Below are 16,062 nucleotides of genomic sequence, written 5' to 3' on the forward strand. Positions count from 1 at the left end.
TCGTTTTACGAGAACAAAAAAACGCAGATCGAAGACCTGCGCTTTTTGGCTGCCAATTAGCGGCTTTCACACCCTACACGTTTTTACATTGTGTAAGTGTAAGGAGCTTGAATGCCTAGCGGGATACCTACCATCCAATAAGCAACTAGGAAGATAGACCAACCGATCAGCATTGCGATCGAGAATGGCATCATTAGTGACGCAAGCGTACCGATACCAGCCGACTTCACATAACGCTGACAGTAAACCACTACAAGAGGGAAAAATACCATTAGAGGCGAAACGATGTTCGATACAGAGTCCCCCACACGGTAAGCCGCCTGAGACAGCTCAGGCGAGATACCAACCGCCATTAGCATTGGCACTAGGATTGGACCAATTAAAGCCCATTTTGCAGATGCCGAACCAATAAGTAGGTTTACAGACGCGGTTAGAAGTATCATACCGATGATGGTCACTTCACCTGGTAGGTTCATCGCTTTTAAGCCTTCTGCGCCATACAACGCTAGCATCGTACCGATGTTTGACTGAGCAAATGCAGATAGGAACTGAGCACAGAAGAACGACATAACAATGTATGCGCCCATGGTTGACATAGTATCAGCCATCGCTTTGATAATGTCGTTGCTGGTCTTGAACGTTCCAGACACTTTACCGTAAACGTAACCAGGAATGATAAACAGAATAAAGATCAACGGCACGATAGACTTCATTATCGGTGCTGAGAAGGCAGTAATTTCACCTTCAGGCGAGCGAAGTGCTGATGTTTCTGGAATTAACGCTGCAACAAGTAAAGCAATACCCGCCATCATTGCCCAACCTGCATAACGGAATGCTTTTGATTCCAGTTCAGTAAATGAACCTAGGTTTGGCGCGGTTTCCGCATCATCATCAATTGGCATTTTTGATAAACGAGGCTCGATGATTTTCTCTGTCACGTACCAACCAATCCCCACAATAATGATAGAGGATAGGCCAGTGAAGAAGATGTTCGCTAATGGGTTAACCACATATTCAGGATCAAGAACCTGCGCCGCAGTTTGCGTAAAGCCAGCCAATAGCGGATCGATACCTGAAGGGATAAAGTTTGCAGAGAAGCCACCAGATACACCTGCAAATGCTGCCGCAATACCTGCTAAAGGGTGACGACCTGCCGCATGGAAGATAATACCGCCAAGAGGAATAACCAGAACATAGCCTGCATCTGCCGCAGTATGCGATACAATGGCAACCAAAATAAGCATTGGAGTAAGAAGCTTAGCTGGCGTGAAGTTCAGCATCTTCTTAAGACCCGTCGTAATAAAACCCGAAGAATCTGCAACACCCACACCTAGCATTGCGACAAGTACGATACCCAGTGGCGCAAAGCCAGTAAACGTCGTCACCATGTTAGCAAGGAAACTTGCTAGCGCTTCGCCCGTAAGTAAGTTGGTGATAGTAAGAGCTTCGCCCGTTCGAGGGTTTGGAAGATCGAATGATACATTCGACAAAAGTGCTGACGCCGCCCAAGTAATGATCAATGCCCAGAAGAACAAAATCGCAGGATCAGGAATTTTGTTACCTGTCCTCTCGATAAAGTTTAAAAAGCGCTCCATCCCGCTCGGCTTCGATGATGGTGCCTTATTTACAGCTTGGTTACTCATGGTAACTCCATAGTGAATGATGTTGGTGCCAAGGCCTATTTGAATAATTATAACGACCTACTATCCAACGAGTATTCTAGTAAACACTAATGGAGAAAGCACAAGGTTCTAGATTTTTTTTCATAATTGGAGACATATTTTGCAAAAACACCACTTCAATTAAACATAATAAAAACAGTAGCACATCAACTCAATTAACAGTTCAAAAACCATTTATTAACCGTGAAAAATCCGGTATCAAACAGAAATTACACCCGCATTTGTCTCAGCCCATGTATGCAATTGAACTTAGTTTTCGAATTCACTGTACTGTGAAATCATAGTTTTCAGCTGAACGGATTGCGTCTGCCCCATTCTATCTTCCCAACTTGTTGTGATGATGATCGTCTTTAGTGAACCTGATACAGTAGCAGGTGGCACATCCCACTCCACCGTGTACGCTCCAGTGGCGGAAGATCCTGTCACGATAGAGGCAAAACTGGCAGTAGAAATCGTAGAAAGCGCATCCGAAGCACCACGCGTTCGGAACCATTCAAGCTGGTTCTCTGTTAGACGCAGTGCTTCAATACTTTTTATGGCATATTCGGATTCGCGTTCTAGATATACGTTTAGCTTAGTTAAACCTAGAGCCCCAACACCGATAAGCAGAAAAGAAATTAGAACTTCAAGAAGGTTAAAACCTTTTTGTTTAGAGATCATTCCAGGAGCCTTTTTTCCATCTAGGAATTGCATGCGCATTCCTTGAATTGTCTATCACATCTTTATTGTATCTAAAGTCCAAAGAATCGAAGAAAACCGCTGCCTGATCTTCACTATCAAAATATTGACCACCAGATACCGTAAAAGAACCATGCTGATAATAAGAAGCTATTGTCCTGTATGAGTCTTCTACAACACTTGGCACATGATTTAGGTGAGCATTGGCTTCGAACCCAACCCAATCCGCTGTTGTCGGGGTATAATCATGATTGAAATGAAACAAGACCCCTTTAAACTTATTTGATGTAGCGCCGGAGCTCGGTGGTCCCATCACGGAGAAAAGACCATCATGAATGAGCACTGTTACGCCATTGGTCGATGATGTAGCATTCACTAAATCATTGTATTCCGATTGCTTGATTTCACAGCTCCCTTCCACCCATAAATGATGCTTCCCTGACTGAATTTCTGCTGTTAAAGCAGCACCACAATTAGGTATACCATCAGCCACTGAGCCCGTCATAACATGAAATACACCATTATCTCGGACATCGTTATGCTCTTCAGCCTTTACTCCAAAGAAGGATTCAAATGGCTTTAAATCTGTATCTTGAGTAAAATCATCACCAGCACCAACCCCGCCAACACTAGATGAGAGATGACGGTTTGCCGTCGTGTTTGCACAATCTTTATTTGTAGGGTTGTTAAAATCGGCATAGGGAGACTCTCCATGAATTACGCCTTTATTATCAACTGAAGAGGAGTAAAAGCGCTTTTTATACCTTAACGCAATACACTCCCACCCATCGCTGCTCAATTCCCCTGGGTCTGGAGTAGAGAACGTTGCACTAGAATGAAAATAAATGTCGGCACTAGACTGCATTGCACCATAACTCAAGTTACCTCCCAAAACAATCTCCTTACTAATGCTTGTAAATCCAACATTAGAAGTAACCAAATACCCATTGGAAGTACTCGTAAAATTCGGAATAGTCCAAAGCCCTGAGCCACAATCTGTTATTACGGCAGGTACAATATTATTAACTCTAAATTGCGCCCATGCACATTCAACACCTCCTTCCGCTAACCAATGTGCTTGTCGAGATTTTATTTCGTTTTGCGCAACTTTTATTTGAAAAAATACACCTTTGGATGATGCTAATGATGCAATTAAAGCAAGTAATAAAAGTATAGAAGTCACAAGCAAAGTGGTATAACCGGAATAGCTATATTTAGATGTCATTGCCAATTCCTTTGTTTGATAGAAAACTCCGCAACTTCACTAAAGGCTCCATCAATCGTTTTCAAACCTAACTTAACGCTCGTGACCGAACTTACATTTCCTCCATTAGTCACTGTTTCTGAACTAACGGTGAATTGGGTAACTTGGAAAATATCATCATCAAATAGAGAACGACAAAAATCTACACCATCAAAAGATAATATTTGTGTTTGAGACACAACGCCTTTTTCACATATAAAAAACCGAGTATCTCTCTTCTCATACTTAATATTTCGATAGTCTTCATTGGCAGCTGAGTCCTCTTTAAAATACACAAGCCCTACAGAAGAGGCGCCGCTCAGCATTATGGTTCCTGTAGCTCCGGATAATTTGAGTGAACTACCGTTCCCACCATCATAACCTGCTCTTTGAATATCTTCTTTCATAACAGATAAAGTGATATTCAGACCTTGCAATAAATTTAGCTCTAAGCTTTTTTCCTTTGCTGTTTTTTGTAAACTCAAGAATATAGAGCCCACTACACTAAGGACAATTAATCCAATTAAAGAACTAACCATCAATTCGATTAAAGAGCTACCTATTTGATAACGTTTGTTAGCACTGACGGTAATCATATAACTTAGCTCCAGAGTTACTACAAATTTTAATCCTTCCGGGAGGGTTGGAGAGCTTTGCTTGTAGTTTTATGTTTTGAGCATTGGTTGGGAAAAACTCTATATTTCCTCCTTGGGGTCGTCCACGGACCTCATCGAAGCTTATTTTTTGATTATCGTAGCTGTGCTTCAAAGATAATTCAGAGTAGGCAGAGCCGGAAAGGTTTAAGATTACTCCCCCTGAGCCGCTAGATGAGTCAGTTAACTGTAGAGACCATGCCCCTTGACTGACAACAACGTTTTTAGCCATGGAGAAATGTATATATAACTTTTGATTTCTCATTACCGCCTCGGACTTACTTTGGCTTAGAAAACCAGCTAATTCAGTTGCCAATCGCTGCATTTGCACAGTTTGTGAAACACGGCTAAAGCTTGGAGCTGCAAACGCCAATATAATACTCAGTACAGCAACAGTAATAAGAAGCTCCAACAACGTAAACCCGCGAGGCATTTCCCAAATTCCTATGTAAACGGCAAAAGGGCCGTAATTCATCTTGCACAGATGCTATCACCTGCCAAAAATAGGCGGAAAAGTGAAAAGGAAACTACTCGTGATGATTCGAATTTCTCGTTGTAACGGCTACAAAAAAGGATTGAGAGGGATGACATTGATCGAATTACTGGTAGCTGTAGTGATTGTCGGGATCATTGCTGCAGTCGCATACCCCTCTTACACTAATCATGTAATCAAGTCTCATAGGACGGTTGCCTTGAGCGATCTTAGTCGAATTCAGCTAGAGCTAGAGACATCTTATGATGGTGGGTACGACTGGAGTCATATTCTCTCTGGAGACACATGCACTCTATGTGACTCAGACACAAATAGATTTTCTTTCGATATTGCGAGCTCTGCAAGTACGGCCTATACCATTACAGCAACAGCAAAATCGGCTCTGGGACAAGACGACGACGAGTGCTTGACTGGTTCTAAAACGATTACTTTAACGTCAACAAATGTCGAAGAACCAAGTGATTGCTGGAATTAGGAAGAACACCGAGATGCAAAAAGGCCTGCATTTTAGCAGGCCTTTGTATTTGTGCTTTTCACTAACGTCTTAGCTGGTTAAATCATCAAAGAACTTTTTCACACCGTTGAAAAAGCCTTCTGATTTAGGCTTGTGCTTTGTCGCCGCTTCACCACCACAAGACTCTTCAAACTCTTTGAGCAGTTCTTTTTGGCGTGAGCTTAGGTTTACTGGTGTTTCAACAACCAACTTAACAATAAGATCACCAACACCGCCACCGCGAACGCCTTTCACACCTTTACCACGCATACGGAACATACGGCCTGTTTGCGTTTCTGAAGGCACTTTTAGGCTTACGCGACCATCTAGGGTTGGTACTTCAACTTCACCACCTAGAGCTGCCATCGCAAAGCTTACTGGCACTTCACAGTATAGGTTGTTGCCATCACGCTCGAAGATATGGTGCTCTTTCACGTGCACTTGTACATACAAGTCACCCGCTGGTGCTCCCATTTCTCCCGCTTCACCTTCGCCAGATAGACGAATACGGTCGCCAGTATCAACACCTGCTGGGATCTTAACGTTAAGTGTTTTTGTTTTCTGCTTACGACCTTGACCATGACACTCATTACAAGGGTCTTTAATGATTTTACCTTTGCCGTGACAGGTAGGACAGGTTTGTTGCACTGCGAAGAAGCCTTGTCGCATCTGTACTTGACCATGACCATGACAGGTACCACATGTTTCAGCAGATGAACCTTTCTTCGCGCCACTACCATCACAGGTATCACAGTGTACTAGTGTCGGTACTTCGATCTCTTTCGTTACACCACGAACTGCTTCTTCTAGCGTTAATTCCATGTTGTAACGTAGGTCAGCACCTCGCTGGGCACGGTGGCCACCACCGCCACGACGACCACCACCAAAGATGTCACCGAATACATCGCCAAAGATGTCGCCGAAATCAGCACCGCCGCCGCCAAAGCCGCCGCCACCGAAACCACCGCCGCCTTGTTCAAAAGCAGCATGACCGTATTGGTCGTACGCCGCTTTCTTTTGAGGGTCGGTCAGAACTTCGTACGCTTCTTTTACTTCTTTAAACTTGTCCGCCGCAGAATCATCACCCTGGTTTCGGTCTGGGTGGAATTTCATCGCTAGACGCTTATACGCCTTTTTGATATCGCGCTCTGAGGCATCACGGCTTACGCCTAATACTTCGTAAAAATCACGTTTTGACATGTTCTTCGTCACCAGTTAATTACTACAAACGGCATCGATTCACCGCTTGGTGTTTGTATCGTTCTAGGTAAGTGCACTTGTCTGCAACATACTTAACTAGAAAGACAGCGTTTACAAACAGACGGGCGTAAGAGTTGCCCCAAACGCCCGCACACGAAGTCTTATCGACCCCAGATGGCTAAGTAGCCATCTGGTTAAGAAATATTATTTCTTGTCGTCTTTAACTTCTTCGAACTCAGCATCTACAACGTCGTCTTCTTTAGACTGTGCACCTGCGTCAGCACCTTGTGCTTGCTGCGCTTGAGCTTGTTGTTGAGCGATTTCCATCAGCTTTTGAGAAGCAGTCATTAGTGCTTGAACTTTAGCATCGATAGCTTCTTTGTCTTCGCCTTTACGTGCTGTTTCTAGCTCAGAAATTGCTGCTTCAATCTTCTCTTTCTCTTCCGCAGGTAGCGCTTCACCAGCTTCTTCTACTTGCTTACGAGTACCGTGAATCATTTGGTCAGCTTGGTTACGTGCAGTTGCTAGCTCTTCGAACTTCTTGTCCGCTTCTTTGTTAGCTTCTGCTTCTTGAACCATTTTCTCGATGTCTTCATCGCTTAGACCGCCAGAAGCTTGGATAGTGATCTTCTGCTCTTTACCAGTCTGCTTGTCTTTCGCAGATACGTGTAGGATACCATCCGCATCAAGGTCAAAAGTAACCTCGATTTGTGGCATACCACGTGGTGCAGGCTGGATGCCTTCTAGGTTAAATTGGCCTAGAGACTTGTTGTACATCGCTTGCTTACGCTCACCTTGTAGAACGTGGATAGTTACCGCGCTCTGGTTGTCTTCCGCTGTAGAGAAAACTTGGTTCGCTTTAGTTGGGATAGTTGTGTTCTTCTCAACTAACTTAGTCATCACGCCACCCATTGTCTCGATACCTAGAGACAGTGGAGTTACGTCTAGTAGTAGTACGTCTTTAACGTCACCAGCAAGTACACCACCTTGAACTGCAGCACCCATTGCTACTGCTTCGTCAGGGTTTACGTCACGGCGCGCTTCTTTACCAAAGAACTCAGCAACTTTCGCTTGAACCATTGGCATACGAGTCTGACCACCAACTAGGATTACGTCAGTGATGTCGTTTACTGATAGGTCAGCGTCAGCTAGAGCTACTTTTAATGGCTCAAGAGAGCGTTGTACTAGGTCTTCAACTAGAGATTCTAGTTTTGCACGAGTCACTTTAATGTTCATGTGCTTAGGACCAGTTGCATCTGCAGTAACGTAAGGTAGGTTTACGTCTGTTTGAGAAGTAGAAGAAAGCTCGATTTTCGCTTTCTCTGCTGCTTCTTTAACACGCTGCATTGCTAGTGGGTCGTTCTTAAGGTTGATGCCTTGCTCTTTGTTGAACTCATCAACCAAGTAGTTGATTAGACGGTTATCAAAGTCTTCACCACCTAGGTGAGTATCACCGTTAGTTGCTAGAACTTCGAATGTTTTCTCGCCTTCAACTTCATCAATTTCGATGATTGAAATATCGAATGTACCACCACCAAGGTCGTATACCGCGATAGTGCGATCGCCGCCTTTCTTATCTAGACCGTAAGCTAGTGCAGCTGCCGTTGGTTCGTTGATGATACGTTTAACTTCTAGACCTGCGATACGGCCAGCATCTTTTGTCGCTTGACGCTGAGCATCGTTAAAGTAAGCAGGTACTGTGATAACTGCGCCAGTTACTTCCTCACCAAGGAAGTCTTCAGCAGTTTTCTTCATTTTCTTAAGAACTTCAGCAGAAACCTGAGGAGCTGCCATTTTTTGGCCTTTCGCTTCTACCCAAGCATCACCGTTGTCAGCCTTAACGATTTTGTAAGGCATGATTTCGATGTCACGCTGAACTTCTTCGTCTTCAAAACGACGACCGATTAGACGCTTAATTGCAAATAGCGTGTTTTCTGGGTTAGTTACTGCTTGACGTTTCGCTGGTTGACCTACTAGCGTCTCACCGTCAGTGTAAGCAATAACCGATGCAGTAGTACGTTCGCCCTCTGCGTTTTCAATTACACGTGGTTTGTCGCCGTCTAATACAGCAACACATGAGTTAGTAGTACCTAAGTCAATACCAATGATTTTACCCATCTGGCTATCTCCGAATAAATTCTATTTTCGTTTGGTTATAACCCCAATGTTGGGGGAGGAGAATCGGGTTTCAACCCTTGCTCACAAACAAAAATAATCAATGTTTGCTTCTCTATGCCACATAGATAAGGGCGGCAAAATGCTTTTCAAGGGCAGAATTAAAAAAAAGCGTCTTTTTTCGAAATTTATGTGTTTCTTTCTGATTAGTTGGGAACTCGTCACACTGCTGTAGCGCAACAAAACGTCATTTCCCAGATAAATTTATTTATGCCCGACTCTTCCTAAATAAAAAACGAGCTCATAAGAGCTCGCTTCAATATTAGGGTTAAAATAAATTATTCAAGGTATTAGGCGTTCGCTTGAGCAGGCTCAGCATCAACACCTTCTTCTTTACCTATCTCACCTTCTGTTTTTGCAACAATGGTGTTCACTGCCGTATCGCCGACAACGTTAGATGATGTACAGAACATATCATTGATACGGTCGACCGCTGCAATGATTGCTAAACCTTCAGGTGGTAAACCTAGTTGGTGAAGCAAAACGCCTACCATTACCACGCCGCCCCCAGGAACGCCGCCAGCACCAATAGATAACAGAAGAATAGTTAAGCCAAGTGTGAAGATGTCTGCGGTGTTAATTGGCTGGCCAAAAGCGTTCGCAACAAACATCGTTGCTAGAGCAATATAGATAGACACACCAGACATATTCATCGTTGCGCCCAGTGGTACACCGAAGCCAGCAACCGATTTAGAGACCTGAAGCTTTTCTGTCAGTGTGCGCATCGTTACCGGGATAGTCGCATTTGAGCTCGCGGTAGATAGAGAGAAAAGAATCTGCTCACGAGTTGCACGTAGGAAAGTCTTTGGAGAAGTTCCTGTCGCAATACTCACTGCCATTGGGTAGAAGAAGAAGATCCAGAACACCAACATCGCAACCACCAAAGCCACGTAACCGGCAACGGACATTAATGTATTGGCATTTAGCGTTGCACCTAGTTGAATCATTAGTGCGAACACACCATATGGTGCAAGACTCATCACTAATCCAACCAATTTCATCATGATCTCATTTGCCATTTTGAATGTGCGAATAGCTGGGCCACCACGAGAATCCAAAGCTTGAATTGCAAGCCCCGTCAAAATTGCCATAAAGATGATTTGCAGCATGTCACCGCTAGCAAACGCTTGTACAGGGTTGCTAGGAACAATGTTAACAACTAAAGAGAAAATGTCCGGCGTATCTGTCGTTGTCAACTGTACAGCCTCAGATACCGTTCCTGCTAGATTAGCGCCCGCTCCTGGCTGGAAGATCAAGCCGACAGTCAAAGCCGCCGTAATCGCAATGATGGTGTTAAGAATGTAAAGGGTAAAAGTTTTTCCACCAAGACGACCAAATGCACTGATATCTTTCAAGTCAACAATGCCGCATACGATTGAAACGTAAACTAAAGGAACAACAAGCAATTTGATCAGTGAGACGAACATGCCGCCAACACCTTCTGCTGCTCCAAGTAGGTATGTATCAAAAATCGCAATACCGCTAAATAAGTACTGAATTGCTGTCCCCAGCACAAGGCCGGCAAACAAGCCTATAAAAATCTTACTAGAAAGCGATTTATCCATTATAAATCTCCGATATGTTGTGTTTACTATTTACATTTTTGTAGTTATATATGCTTACTTTTAAAGCATTAGTCGCAAATCATACACACCGAAGTTACAAAATAAAGTGATAATTTACATTTTTGTTAACGAAATTGTTTTAGAAAAAATGACTATATTTACATTCCTATGCAGAACAAACATTCACACAGCGAATGATTACAATCACTTATAGCCCTTTCCGTTAATAAACACGCAGCGAGATGAGAGAAAATCTCCTATAGGAAAATAATTAACCAATAGGAAAAAATATGAAGGGGATCAAATTTTCATTTATCGATATACAACGAAGTTCGATGCAGTCATTTATGTTTAAAACAAAAAAGCGCCCATCAAAAATGATGGGCGCTTTTATATTAAAAAAAAACAGGGAGTTAAAGTTACTTAGCAACCATTACCATTGCCGGACGAATCACACGACCGTTTAGTTCGTAACCTTTTTGCATAACAAACATAACAGTGTTTGATTCATGATCAGGGCTCTCCTGAATCGACATCGCTTGATGGAACTCTGGATTGAATGCTTCACCTTCAGGGTTGATTGCTTTCAAGCCAAATTTCGCGACAACGTCTACAAACGTTTTATGGGTTAGTTCAACGCCTTCTAGGAACGGCTTCACAGTTTCATTCTCTGTATCTGCCGCTTGAATTGCACGCTCTAGGTTATCAATAACAGGAAGCAGCTCTTCTGCAAACTTGTTCAACGCAAACTTACGTGCTTTATCGATCTCTTGCTCAGTGCGACGACGCATGTTTTCTACTTCAGCTTTAGAACGCAACACCGCATCTTGTTGCTCTTTTACTTTTGCCTCGCTAGACAATAGTGCCGCTTCTAGTTGAGCAATCTTAGCGTCTGTCTCATCACCAAGCTCTTCAAGCTCAGCTTCAACTTCTTGTGCTTCAGCTTCTACTTTTTCAGCCTCTTCGATGATTTGATCAAGCTCTTCTTCTGTAACTTTGTTTTCTTCGTTGCTCATGATATCTCCAGAATTCAACATAATGCCCTTAAAGCCATGCGCGTTTTTGCGGGCTTTAACCACATAAAAATTCGCATATTTAGGTGACTTGCCATTATTATGGGGATGAAGATTCCTGATTCAAGCCTCTTTAATGCGGAAATGCTATGAAAAATCCATGTAACGTGATCGCGATTATCGGAAAACCAAGAGATCAACAAGCAATTCAAACTCATAAAGAGTTGTACCAATGGTTGACCTCTGAGGGCTATAAAGTATTCATTGACGATCGCCTTGCCGCAATACTGGATGATATCCCACAGAGTCAGTTTGCTAGCTTAGTTGAACTAGGAAAAAATGCCGATCTAGCCATTGTGGTTGGTGGCGATGGCAACATGCTAGGTGCAGCAAGAATTTTATCCCGATTTGATGTACCAGTTATAGGCGTGAACCGCGGAAATTTGGGCTTCTTAACTGACTTGAACCCAGACGACTTCCAAGCGTCTCTGCAAGCGGTACTCGACGGTGAGTACATTGAAGAGGAGCGTTTTCTTTTAGAGGCGGAAGTACACCGCCACGGACAAATAAAGAGCCATAACGCTGCGCTAAACGAAGCCGTACTTCACCCAGGGCAAATTGCTCATATGATTGAATTTGAAGTGTATATTGATGAAAGCTTCGCCTTCTCTTTACGGGCCGACGGTTTGATTGTCTCCACTCCGACTGGCTCGACGGCATATTCACTTTCTGGCGGCGGCCCAATTCTTTCTCCTAGCTTGAATGCCATTTCACTCGTGCCAATGTTCCCTCATACATTGTCGAGTCGACCTTTGGTGGTTGATGGAAAACGTCGAATTAAATTGGTGGTATCACCAGAAAACCGTGGAACACAAGAAGTTAGCTGTGATGGACAAGTCTCACTTCCAGTTACCCCTGGCGACGAAATTCACATCTATCAAAGTCCAAATGTACTAAAGCTCATCCATCCAAAAGACTACAGCTACTATCACGTCTTACGGAATAAGCTTGGCTGGTCTAGTAAATTGTTCTAACACTTGTTACTCAGGGTAATAACTTCAATAAAAAAGCCAGCAGCTCAATTGCTACTGGCTTTTGGCTTTCTTAGACAAGAAATAGACACAAAGTAGTGAGGCGACACGATATTTGTCATCATTAAAGAGAAGCTTATAAATTTTGATCCTGTGGGCAAACTTTACACAAAAGATAGAAAAGCAAATTCAATGATCTATGTCCGGTGATATTCTCACCATGAATAGAGTATTAACTCTATTTCATACAATCAATAAAGGACATATTATGAAGAAAACCATCATTCTGTCTGTTCTCAGTACATTAGCACTTATTGGCTGCCAATCAGAGGAAACGCAAGTCAACAGTGTATCCAACGCAAAAGCGGAAGATATCACTAAGACGAAGCGTGCCCTAGCTCAACAATTGAGTGAGAACTATGCTGCCATTGAACCCATGTTGAGAAGAGATATTACTCCGCAACAGACTAACGTGTCTGTATCAGCATTTGTTAAGCAAAACCCTAACTCAGAGTTCAGCCGCCAGCTTGTACAAGCTGACACTCAAATTCGTAGCTGGAAAGGTATTTCTGAATACTCAGATCAGTTGTTAGAAGTTCGCTTGGCAAATGAAGCCATGATAACAGCATGGCAAAGTGGCGAGGTCGAGCCATTATTTGCATTTGAACCAAGTGGTGATGATGAGAATTGGCAATACATCGAAGCATTTGATGTTTATGGCAACATCCATCAACTCGATGTTTACCAGCTCCCTGAGGTACCTGTACTTGTCGTTGATAACAATAGCTCTGCAGAGTTAAAAGCAGGCTTGCAAGCTATGCAAGCTGAGATGAAAAAACTCGGTCAACCAGCTTTAGTTCAACCATATATTGCTGATGAACAACGCCAAAATACACCGTTATTGTCAAGTAGCGCAGTGGGCGAAGCGGCTCCAATTCAAACCACGCAGTTGAAAAAGATCCGTCTAGCCGATGACAAAGAACCTTGGATCTCTGGCAAGGCAGAAATCTACGCTATCGTAACGGGCGTCAATCCAAGTCGTGATGAACCTACTCTCGATTTGGTGGAGCTTCCATACTTAGACTACGATAACCAAGATTACTATCCAAATCAGATCATTATTCACTGGTCTCGTTACCGCTGGGGTGCGGCAGACATTGTGCTCATGGAGCAAGATGACGGCACAGACTATAAACAATTGGCAAAACTCCTTGTTCAAGTTGCCGAAGAAGTATTGAAAGCGATTCCAGATCCAGAAGTTCAGGCTTACGCGATTATTCCGCAAATCACGAACAAGATCATCGACACTATCCCCGATGGTGTACTCACGAATGATGATGACTTCGTCGACGTATACTACACTCTAATGCAAGACACTTCATACGTGGATCACCCAGGTGCGGGTGTGAATGCAGTCGTCACGCTAGAACCACTAACGATTAACCCAACTCGTCCGTAACCTGTTCAATTTTAATGAGTCGTTGTAATCACATCGGCTCATTTTTCCCACTTCATCACAAAAAACAGCCTACAAAGAAAATTTTCCTCACCTGACTTTACTGTATAAAGAAACAGTATATACTGTTCTCTTATACAGTATTATTCAGTTATACAGGTAAATAAAATGCTGGCTCATCTAAGTGTTAATAATTTTGCGATTGTTAAGTCTTTACAACTCGAGCTTTCTAAGGGCATGACCACCATTACAGGTGAAACAGGCGCGGGTAAATCCATTGCTATCGATGCTTTAGGGCTCTGCTTAGGCGGACGAGCCGATGCCGGCATGGTGCGACAAGGTGAAGAGAAAACCGAAGTTAGCGCCGCTTTTTTATTGGACAACAACTTACATGCAACACGTTGGTTAGAAGATAACGATCTGCTAGATGGCAGTGAGTGTATTTTGCGTCGTATTATCACAAAAGAAGGCCGCTCAAGAGCCTTCATTAATGGCAGCCCTGTTCCACTATCACAACTCAAATCTCTAGGGCAGCTACTTATCAATATCCATGGGCAGCACGCTCATCATCAATTGATGAAAAGTGAGCACCAAATGGCCATGCTCGACCAATATGCTGGGCATTTAAACCTACTAAAAAGCACACGAAGTGCTTACCAGCATTGGCGTCAGGCAGACAATAACCTCAAGCAACTAAAAGAAAATAGCCAGCAAAACCAGGCGCAAAAACAATTGCTTGAATACCAAATCAAAGAACTAAATGAGTTATCGCTAGGTGAAGAAGAATTTGCAGAGCTCGAGCAAGAGCACAAACGACTATCCAACAGTGGTGAACTCGCCACTACCTGTCAGCAAGCCATCGAACTTATTTACGAAGGTGAAGAAGTCAATGCGCTTGGTATTTTGCAATCGGCCAATCACTCCCTAATTCAATTAGCCGAATTAGATGAAAAGCTATCTGAGCTACCTAACATGCTGTCAGAAGCAATGATTCAACTTGAAGAAACGAAGAATGAATTACGCAGCTACTTAGATGGCATCGATGTTGATCCAGCTCGTATGGCTTATGTAGAAGAACGTTTTTCTAAAGTGATGTCTGTAGCTCGTAAACACCACGTAATGCCAGAAGAACTCTACCAGCATCATCAAGATCTTCTGGCCCAAGTAGAAGCGTTAGATTGCTCCGATGAACGTTTAGATGAACTTGCTCAAGAAGTAGAACACAAGTACCAAAGCTTTCTAACACAAGCAGAAAAACTGCACAAATCACGCAGCCGTTACGCAAAAGAACTGAACAAACTGATCACACAAAGCATGCACGAATTGAGCATGGAGAAAGCAGTATTCAGTATCGAAGTTAGCAATGACAACACACACCCATCGCCGCTTGGCATGGACAGCGTGTGCTTCTTAGTATCGACCAACCCGGGACAACCATTACAACCTATAGCAAAAGTTGCGTCAGGCGGTGAGCTATCACGCATCTCTCTAGCGATCCAAGTGATCACCGCTCAGAAAGTAGATACACCAAGTTTAATCTTCGATGAAGTGGACGTAGGTATTAGTGGCCCAACAGCTGCCGTAGTGGGCAAAATGCTACGCAAGCTTGGCGAATCTACTCAGGTATTGTGTGTCACTCACCTCCCTCAAGTTGCCGGATGCGGCCATCAACAAATGTTTGTAGCTAAGCAAACCAAAGCAGGCCAAACCGAAACCCAAATGCACGCATTAGATGAACAACAACGTGTGGCAGAATTAGCTCGCTTACTTGGGGGTAGTCAAATAACCGACTCAACGTTGGCGAACGCAAAAGAACTGCTTATCGCCGCTTAATAAATCGACAAGGGATGAGAAATGGATATCAGAGCAATACACAAAACCAACTGCTTAGATCTCATCCCTATTTTTATTGAGTTAGAACATTACTACTTCAAAGAAAAAGCTTCATCAAAACACGATCTGGTCCATTATCTAAAGAACCAAGTTTTCTCTGAACATTCTGGCGTTCATATCATTGCGGTTTACGATAATGATGACGTCGTAGGCTTTGCATCTTATACCGTCATGTTCCCTGCCCCAAAGCTCTCAGGGCAGATGTACTTAAAAGATCTGTTCGTATCTTCGAAGGTTCGAGGAAAAGAGGTTGGTCTCAAGTTAATGAAGTATCTGGCATCTTTGGCGATCAAGTGTGGATGCCAAAGGTTGGACTGGACAGCTGAAAGTAGTAACCCTACCGCAGGTCAGTTTTACCGCTCAATTGGTGCAACACTAATTCATGAAAAAGAGTATTATCGTTTTTCAGGTGATGCATTACGCGAATTCGCCAAAACCGACTAACGAGTCACTAGGCTTGGCTCACCGCTGAAAGCGTCCATCACCC

Annotated in this window: 14 protein-coding genes; 5 read left to right on the plus strand and 9 right to left on the minus strand. The window is 43.3% G+C overall.

Features of this window, described 5'->3' with window-relative positions; genetic code table 11:
• Positions 1–83: 83 nt before the first annotated feature.
• The 5 genes from R7Q48_RS11945 to R7Q48_RS11965 form a co-directional block, all read right to left on the minus strand.
• Positions 84–1,643 carry an AbgT family transporter gene (locus tag R7Q48_RS11945; protein WP_064376797.1) on the minus strand — a complete coding sequence of 520 codons (1,560 nt, stop codon included), beginning with the start codon at positions 1,641–1,643 and terminating at the stop codon, positions 84–86.
• Between the two features lie 288 nt (positions 1,644–1,931).
• On the minus strand, positions 1,932–2,342 hold the full coding sequence (locus R7Q48_RS11950) for a prepilin-type N-terminal cleavage/methylation domain-containing protein (RefSeq protein ID WP_031780848.1): 411 nt from the start codon (positions 2,340–2,342) through the stop codon (positions 1,932–1,934).
• A complete protein-coding gene (locus tag R7Q48_RS11955) occupies positions 2,332–3,585 on the minus strand; it encodes a hypothetical protein (protein WP_318132299.1) in 1,254 nt (417 codons plus the stop codon). The genes R7Q48_RS11950 and R7Q48_RS11955 overlap by 11 nt, the downstream gene beginning before the upstream one ends.
• The gene (locus tag R7Q48_RS11960) at positions 3,582–4,199 is read right to left on the minus strand and encodes a pilus assembly protein PilW (RefSeq protein ID WP_318132300.1); all 618 of its coding nucleotides are present in this window, start codon (positions 4,197–4,199) and stop codon (positions 3,582–3,584) included. Before R7Q48_RS11960 ends, R7Q48_RS11955 begins: the two co-directional genes overlap by 4 nt.
• Entirely contained in the window at positions 4,180–4,689 is a 510-nt protein-coding gene (locus tag R7Q48_RS11965) for a GspH/FimT family pseudopilin (protein ID WP_318132315.1), read from the minus strand. Before R7Q48_RS11965 ends, R7Q48_RS11960 begins: the two co-directional genes overlap by 20 nt.
• Positions 4,690–4,792: 103 nt before the next feature.
• Between R7Q48_RS11965 and R7Q48_RS11970 the strand changes: the two genes are divergently transcribed.
• A complete protein-coding gene (locus R7Q48_RS11970) occupies positions 4,793–5,224 on the plus strand; it encodes a type IV pilin protein (protein ID WP_318132316.1) in 432 nt (143 codons plus the stop codon).
• A 69-nt stretch (positions 5,225–5,293) separates the two neighbouring features.
• On the opposite strand, the gene dnaJ is transcribed toward R7Q48_RS11970, so the two are convergent.
• From dnaJ to grpE, 4 genes are all read right to left on the minus strand, one after another.
• Positions 5,294–6,442, minus strand: coding sequence for a molecular chaperone DnaJ (dnaJ, locus tag R7Q48_RS11975; protein ID WP_005381620.1), 1,149 nt, complete (start codon positions 6,440–6,442; stop codon positions 5,294–5,296).
• A gap of 204 nt (positions 6,443–6,646) precedes the next feature.
• A complete protein-coding gene (gene dnaK, locus R7Q48_RS11980) occupies positions 6,647–8,560 on the minus strand; it encodes a molecular chaperone DnaK (protein WP_005381623.1) in 1,914 nt (637 codons plus the stop codon).
• A gap of 347 nt (positions 8,561–8,907) precedes the next feature.
• Positions 8,908–10,182, minus strand: coding sequence for a dicarboxylate/amino acid:cation symporter (locus R7Q48_RS11985; protein ID WP_053302985.1), 1,275 nt, complete (start codon positions 10,180–10,182; stop codon positions 8,908–8,910).
• A 419-nt stretch (positions 10,183–10,601) separates the two neighbouring features.
• The gene (grpE, locus tag R7Q48_RS11990; RefSeq protein WP_021034134.1) at positions 10,602–11,198 is read right to left on the minus strand and encodes a nucleotide exchange factor GrpE; all 597 of its coding nucleotides are present in this window, start codon (positions 11,196–11,198) and stop codon (positions 10,602–10,604) included.
• Between the two features lie 146 nt (positions 11,199–11,344).
• Here grpE and nadK point away from each other — a divergent pair, with 146 nt between their 5' ends.
• The 4 genes from nadK (at position 11,345) to R7Q48_RS12010 (ending at position 16,019) form a co-directional block, all read left to right on the plus strand.
• On the plus strand, positions 11,345–12,229 hold the full coding sequence (gene nadK / locus R7Q48_RS11995; RefSeq protein ID WP_005381631.1) for an NAD(+) kinase: 885 nt from the start codon (positions 11,345–11,347) through the stop codon (positions 12,227–12,229).
• A 265-nt stretch (positions 12,230–12,494) separates the two neighbouring features.
• Positions 12,495–13,685 (plus strand): DUF3103 domain-containing protein, encoded by a 1,191-nt coding sequence (locus R7Q48_RS12000; protein ID WP_005383752.1) that lies wholly within the window; start codon positions 12,495–12,497, stop codon positions 13,683–13,685.
• 165 nt (positions 13,686–13,850) lie between these two features.
• The gene (gene recN, locus R7Q48_RS12005; protein WP_005383750.1) at positions 13,851–15,515 is read left to right on the plus strand and encodes a DNA repair protein RecN; all 1,665 of its coding nucleotides are present in this window, start codon (positions 13,851–13,853) and stop codon (positions 15,513–15,515) included.
• Positions 15,516–15,536: 21 nt separating this feature from the next.
• Positions 15,537–16,019: a GNAT family N-acetyltransferase gene (locus tag R7Q48_RS12010; RefSeq protein WP_318132301.1), complete on the plus strand. Its 483-nt coding sequence runs from the start codon at positions 15,537–15,539 to the stop codon at positions 16,017–16,019.
• Positions 16,020–16,062: the final 43 nt, after the last annotated feature.

Source organism: Vibrio sp. 378 (assembly GCF_033339435.1).

Excerpts from the sequence above, each read along its gene's own strand:
- R7Q48_RS11970 (WP_318132316.1), top strand. The coding sequence starts at position 4,793 with ATGATTCGAATTTCTCGTTGTAACGGCTACAAAAAAGGATTGAGAGGG.
- dnaK (WP_005381623.1), bottom strand. The coding sequence starts at position 8,560 with ATGGGTAAAATCATTGGTATTGACTTAGGTACTACTAACTCATGTGTT.
- R7Q48_RS11945 (WP_064376797.1), bottom strand. The coding sequence starts at position 1,643 with ATGAGTAACCAAGCTGTAAATAAGGCACCATCATCGAAGCCGAGCGGG.
- R7Q48_RS11960 (WP_318132300.1), bottom strand. The coding sequence starts at position 4,199 with ATGATTACCGTCAGTGCTAACAAACGTTATCAAATAGGTAGCTCTTTA.
- R7Q48_RS11955 (WP_318132299.1), bottom strand. The coding sequence starts at position 3,585 with ATGACATCTAAATATAGCTATTCCGGTTATACCACTTTGCTTGTGACT.
- R7Q48_RS11985 (WP_053302985.1), bottom strand. The coding sequence starts at position 10,182 with ATGGATAAATCGCTTTCTAGTAAGATTTTTATAGGCTTGTTTGCCGGC.
- dnaJ (WP_005381620.1), bottom strand. The coding sequence starts at position 6,442 with ATGTCAAAACGTGATTTTTACGAAGTATTAGGCGTAAGCCGTGATGCC.
- recN (WP_005383750.1), top strand. The coding sequence starts at position 13,851 with ATGCTGGCTCATCTAAGTGTTAATAATTTTGCGATTGTTAAGTCTTTA.
- grpE (WP_021034134.1), bottom strand. The coding sequence starts at position 11,198 with ATGAGCAACGAAGAAAACAAAGTTACAGAAGAAGAGCTTGATCAAATC.
- R7Q48_RS11950 (WP_031780848.1), bottom strand. The coding sequence starts at position 2,342 with ATGATCTCTAAACAAAAAGGTTTTAACCTTCTTGAAGTTCTAATTTCT.
- nadK (WP_005381631.1), top strand. The coding sequence starts at position 11,345 with ATGAAAAATCCATGTAACGTGATCGCGATTATCGGAAAACCAAGAGAT.
- R7Q48_RS11965 (WP_318132315.1), bottom strand. The coding sequence starts at position 4,689 with ATGCCTCGCGGGTTTACGTTGTTGGAGCTTCTTATTACTGTTGCTGTA.
- R7Q48_RS12000 (WP_005383752.1), top strand. The coding sequence starts at position 12,495 with ATGAAGAAAACCATCATTCTGTCTGTTCTCAGTACATTAGCACTTATT.
- R7Q48_RS12010 (WP_318132301.1), top strand. The coding sequence starts at position 15,537 with ATGGATATCAGAGCAATACACAAAACCAACTGCTTAGATCTCATCCCT.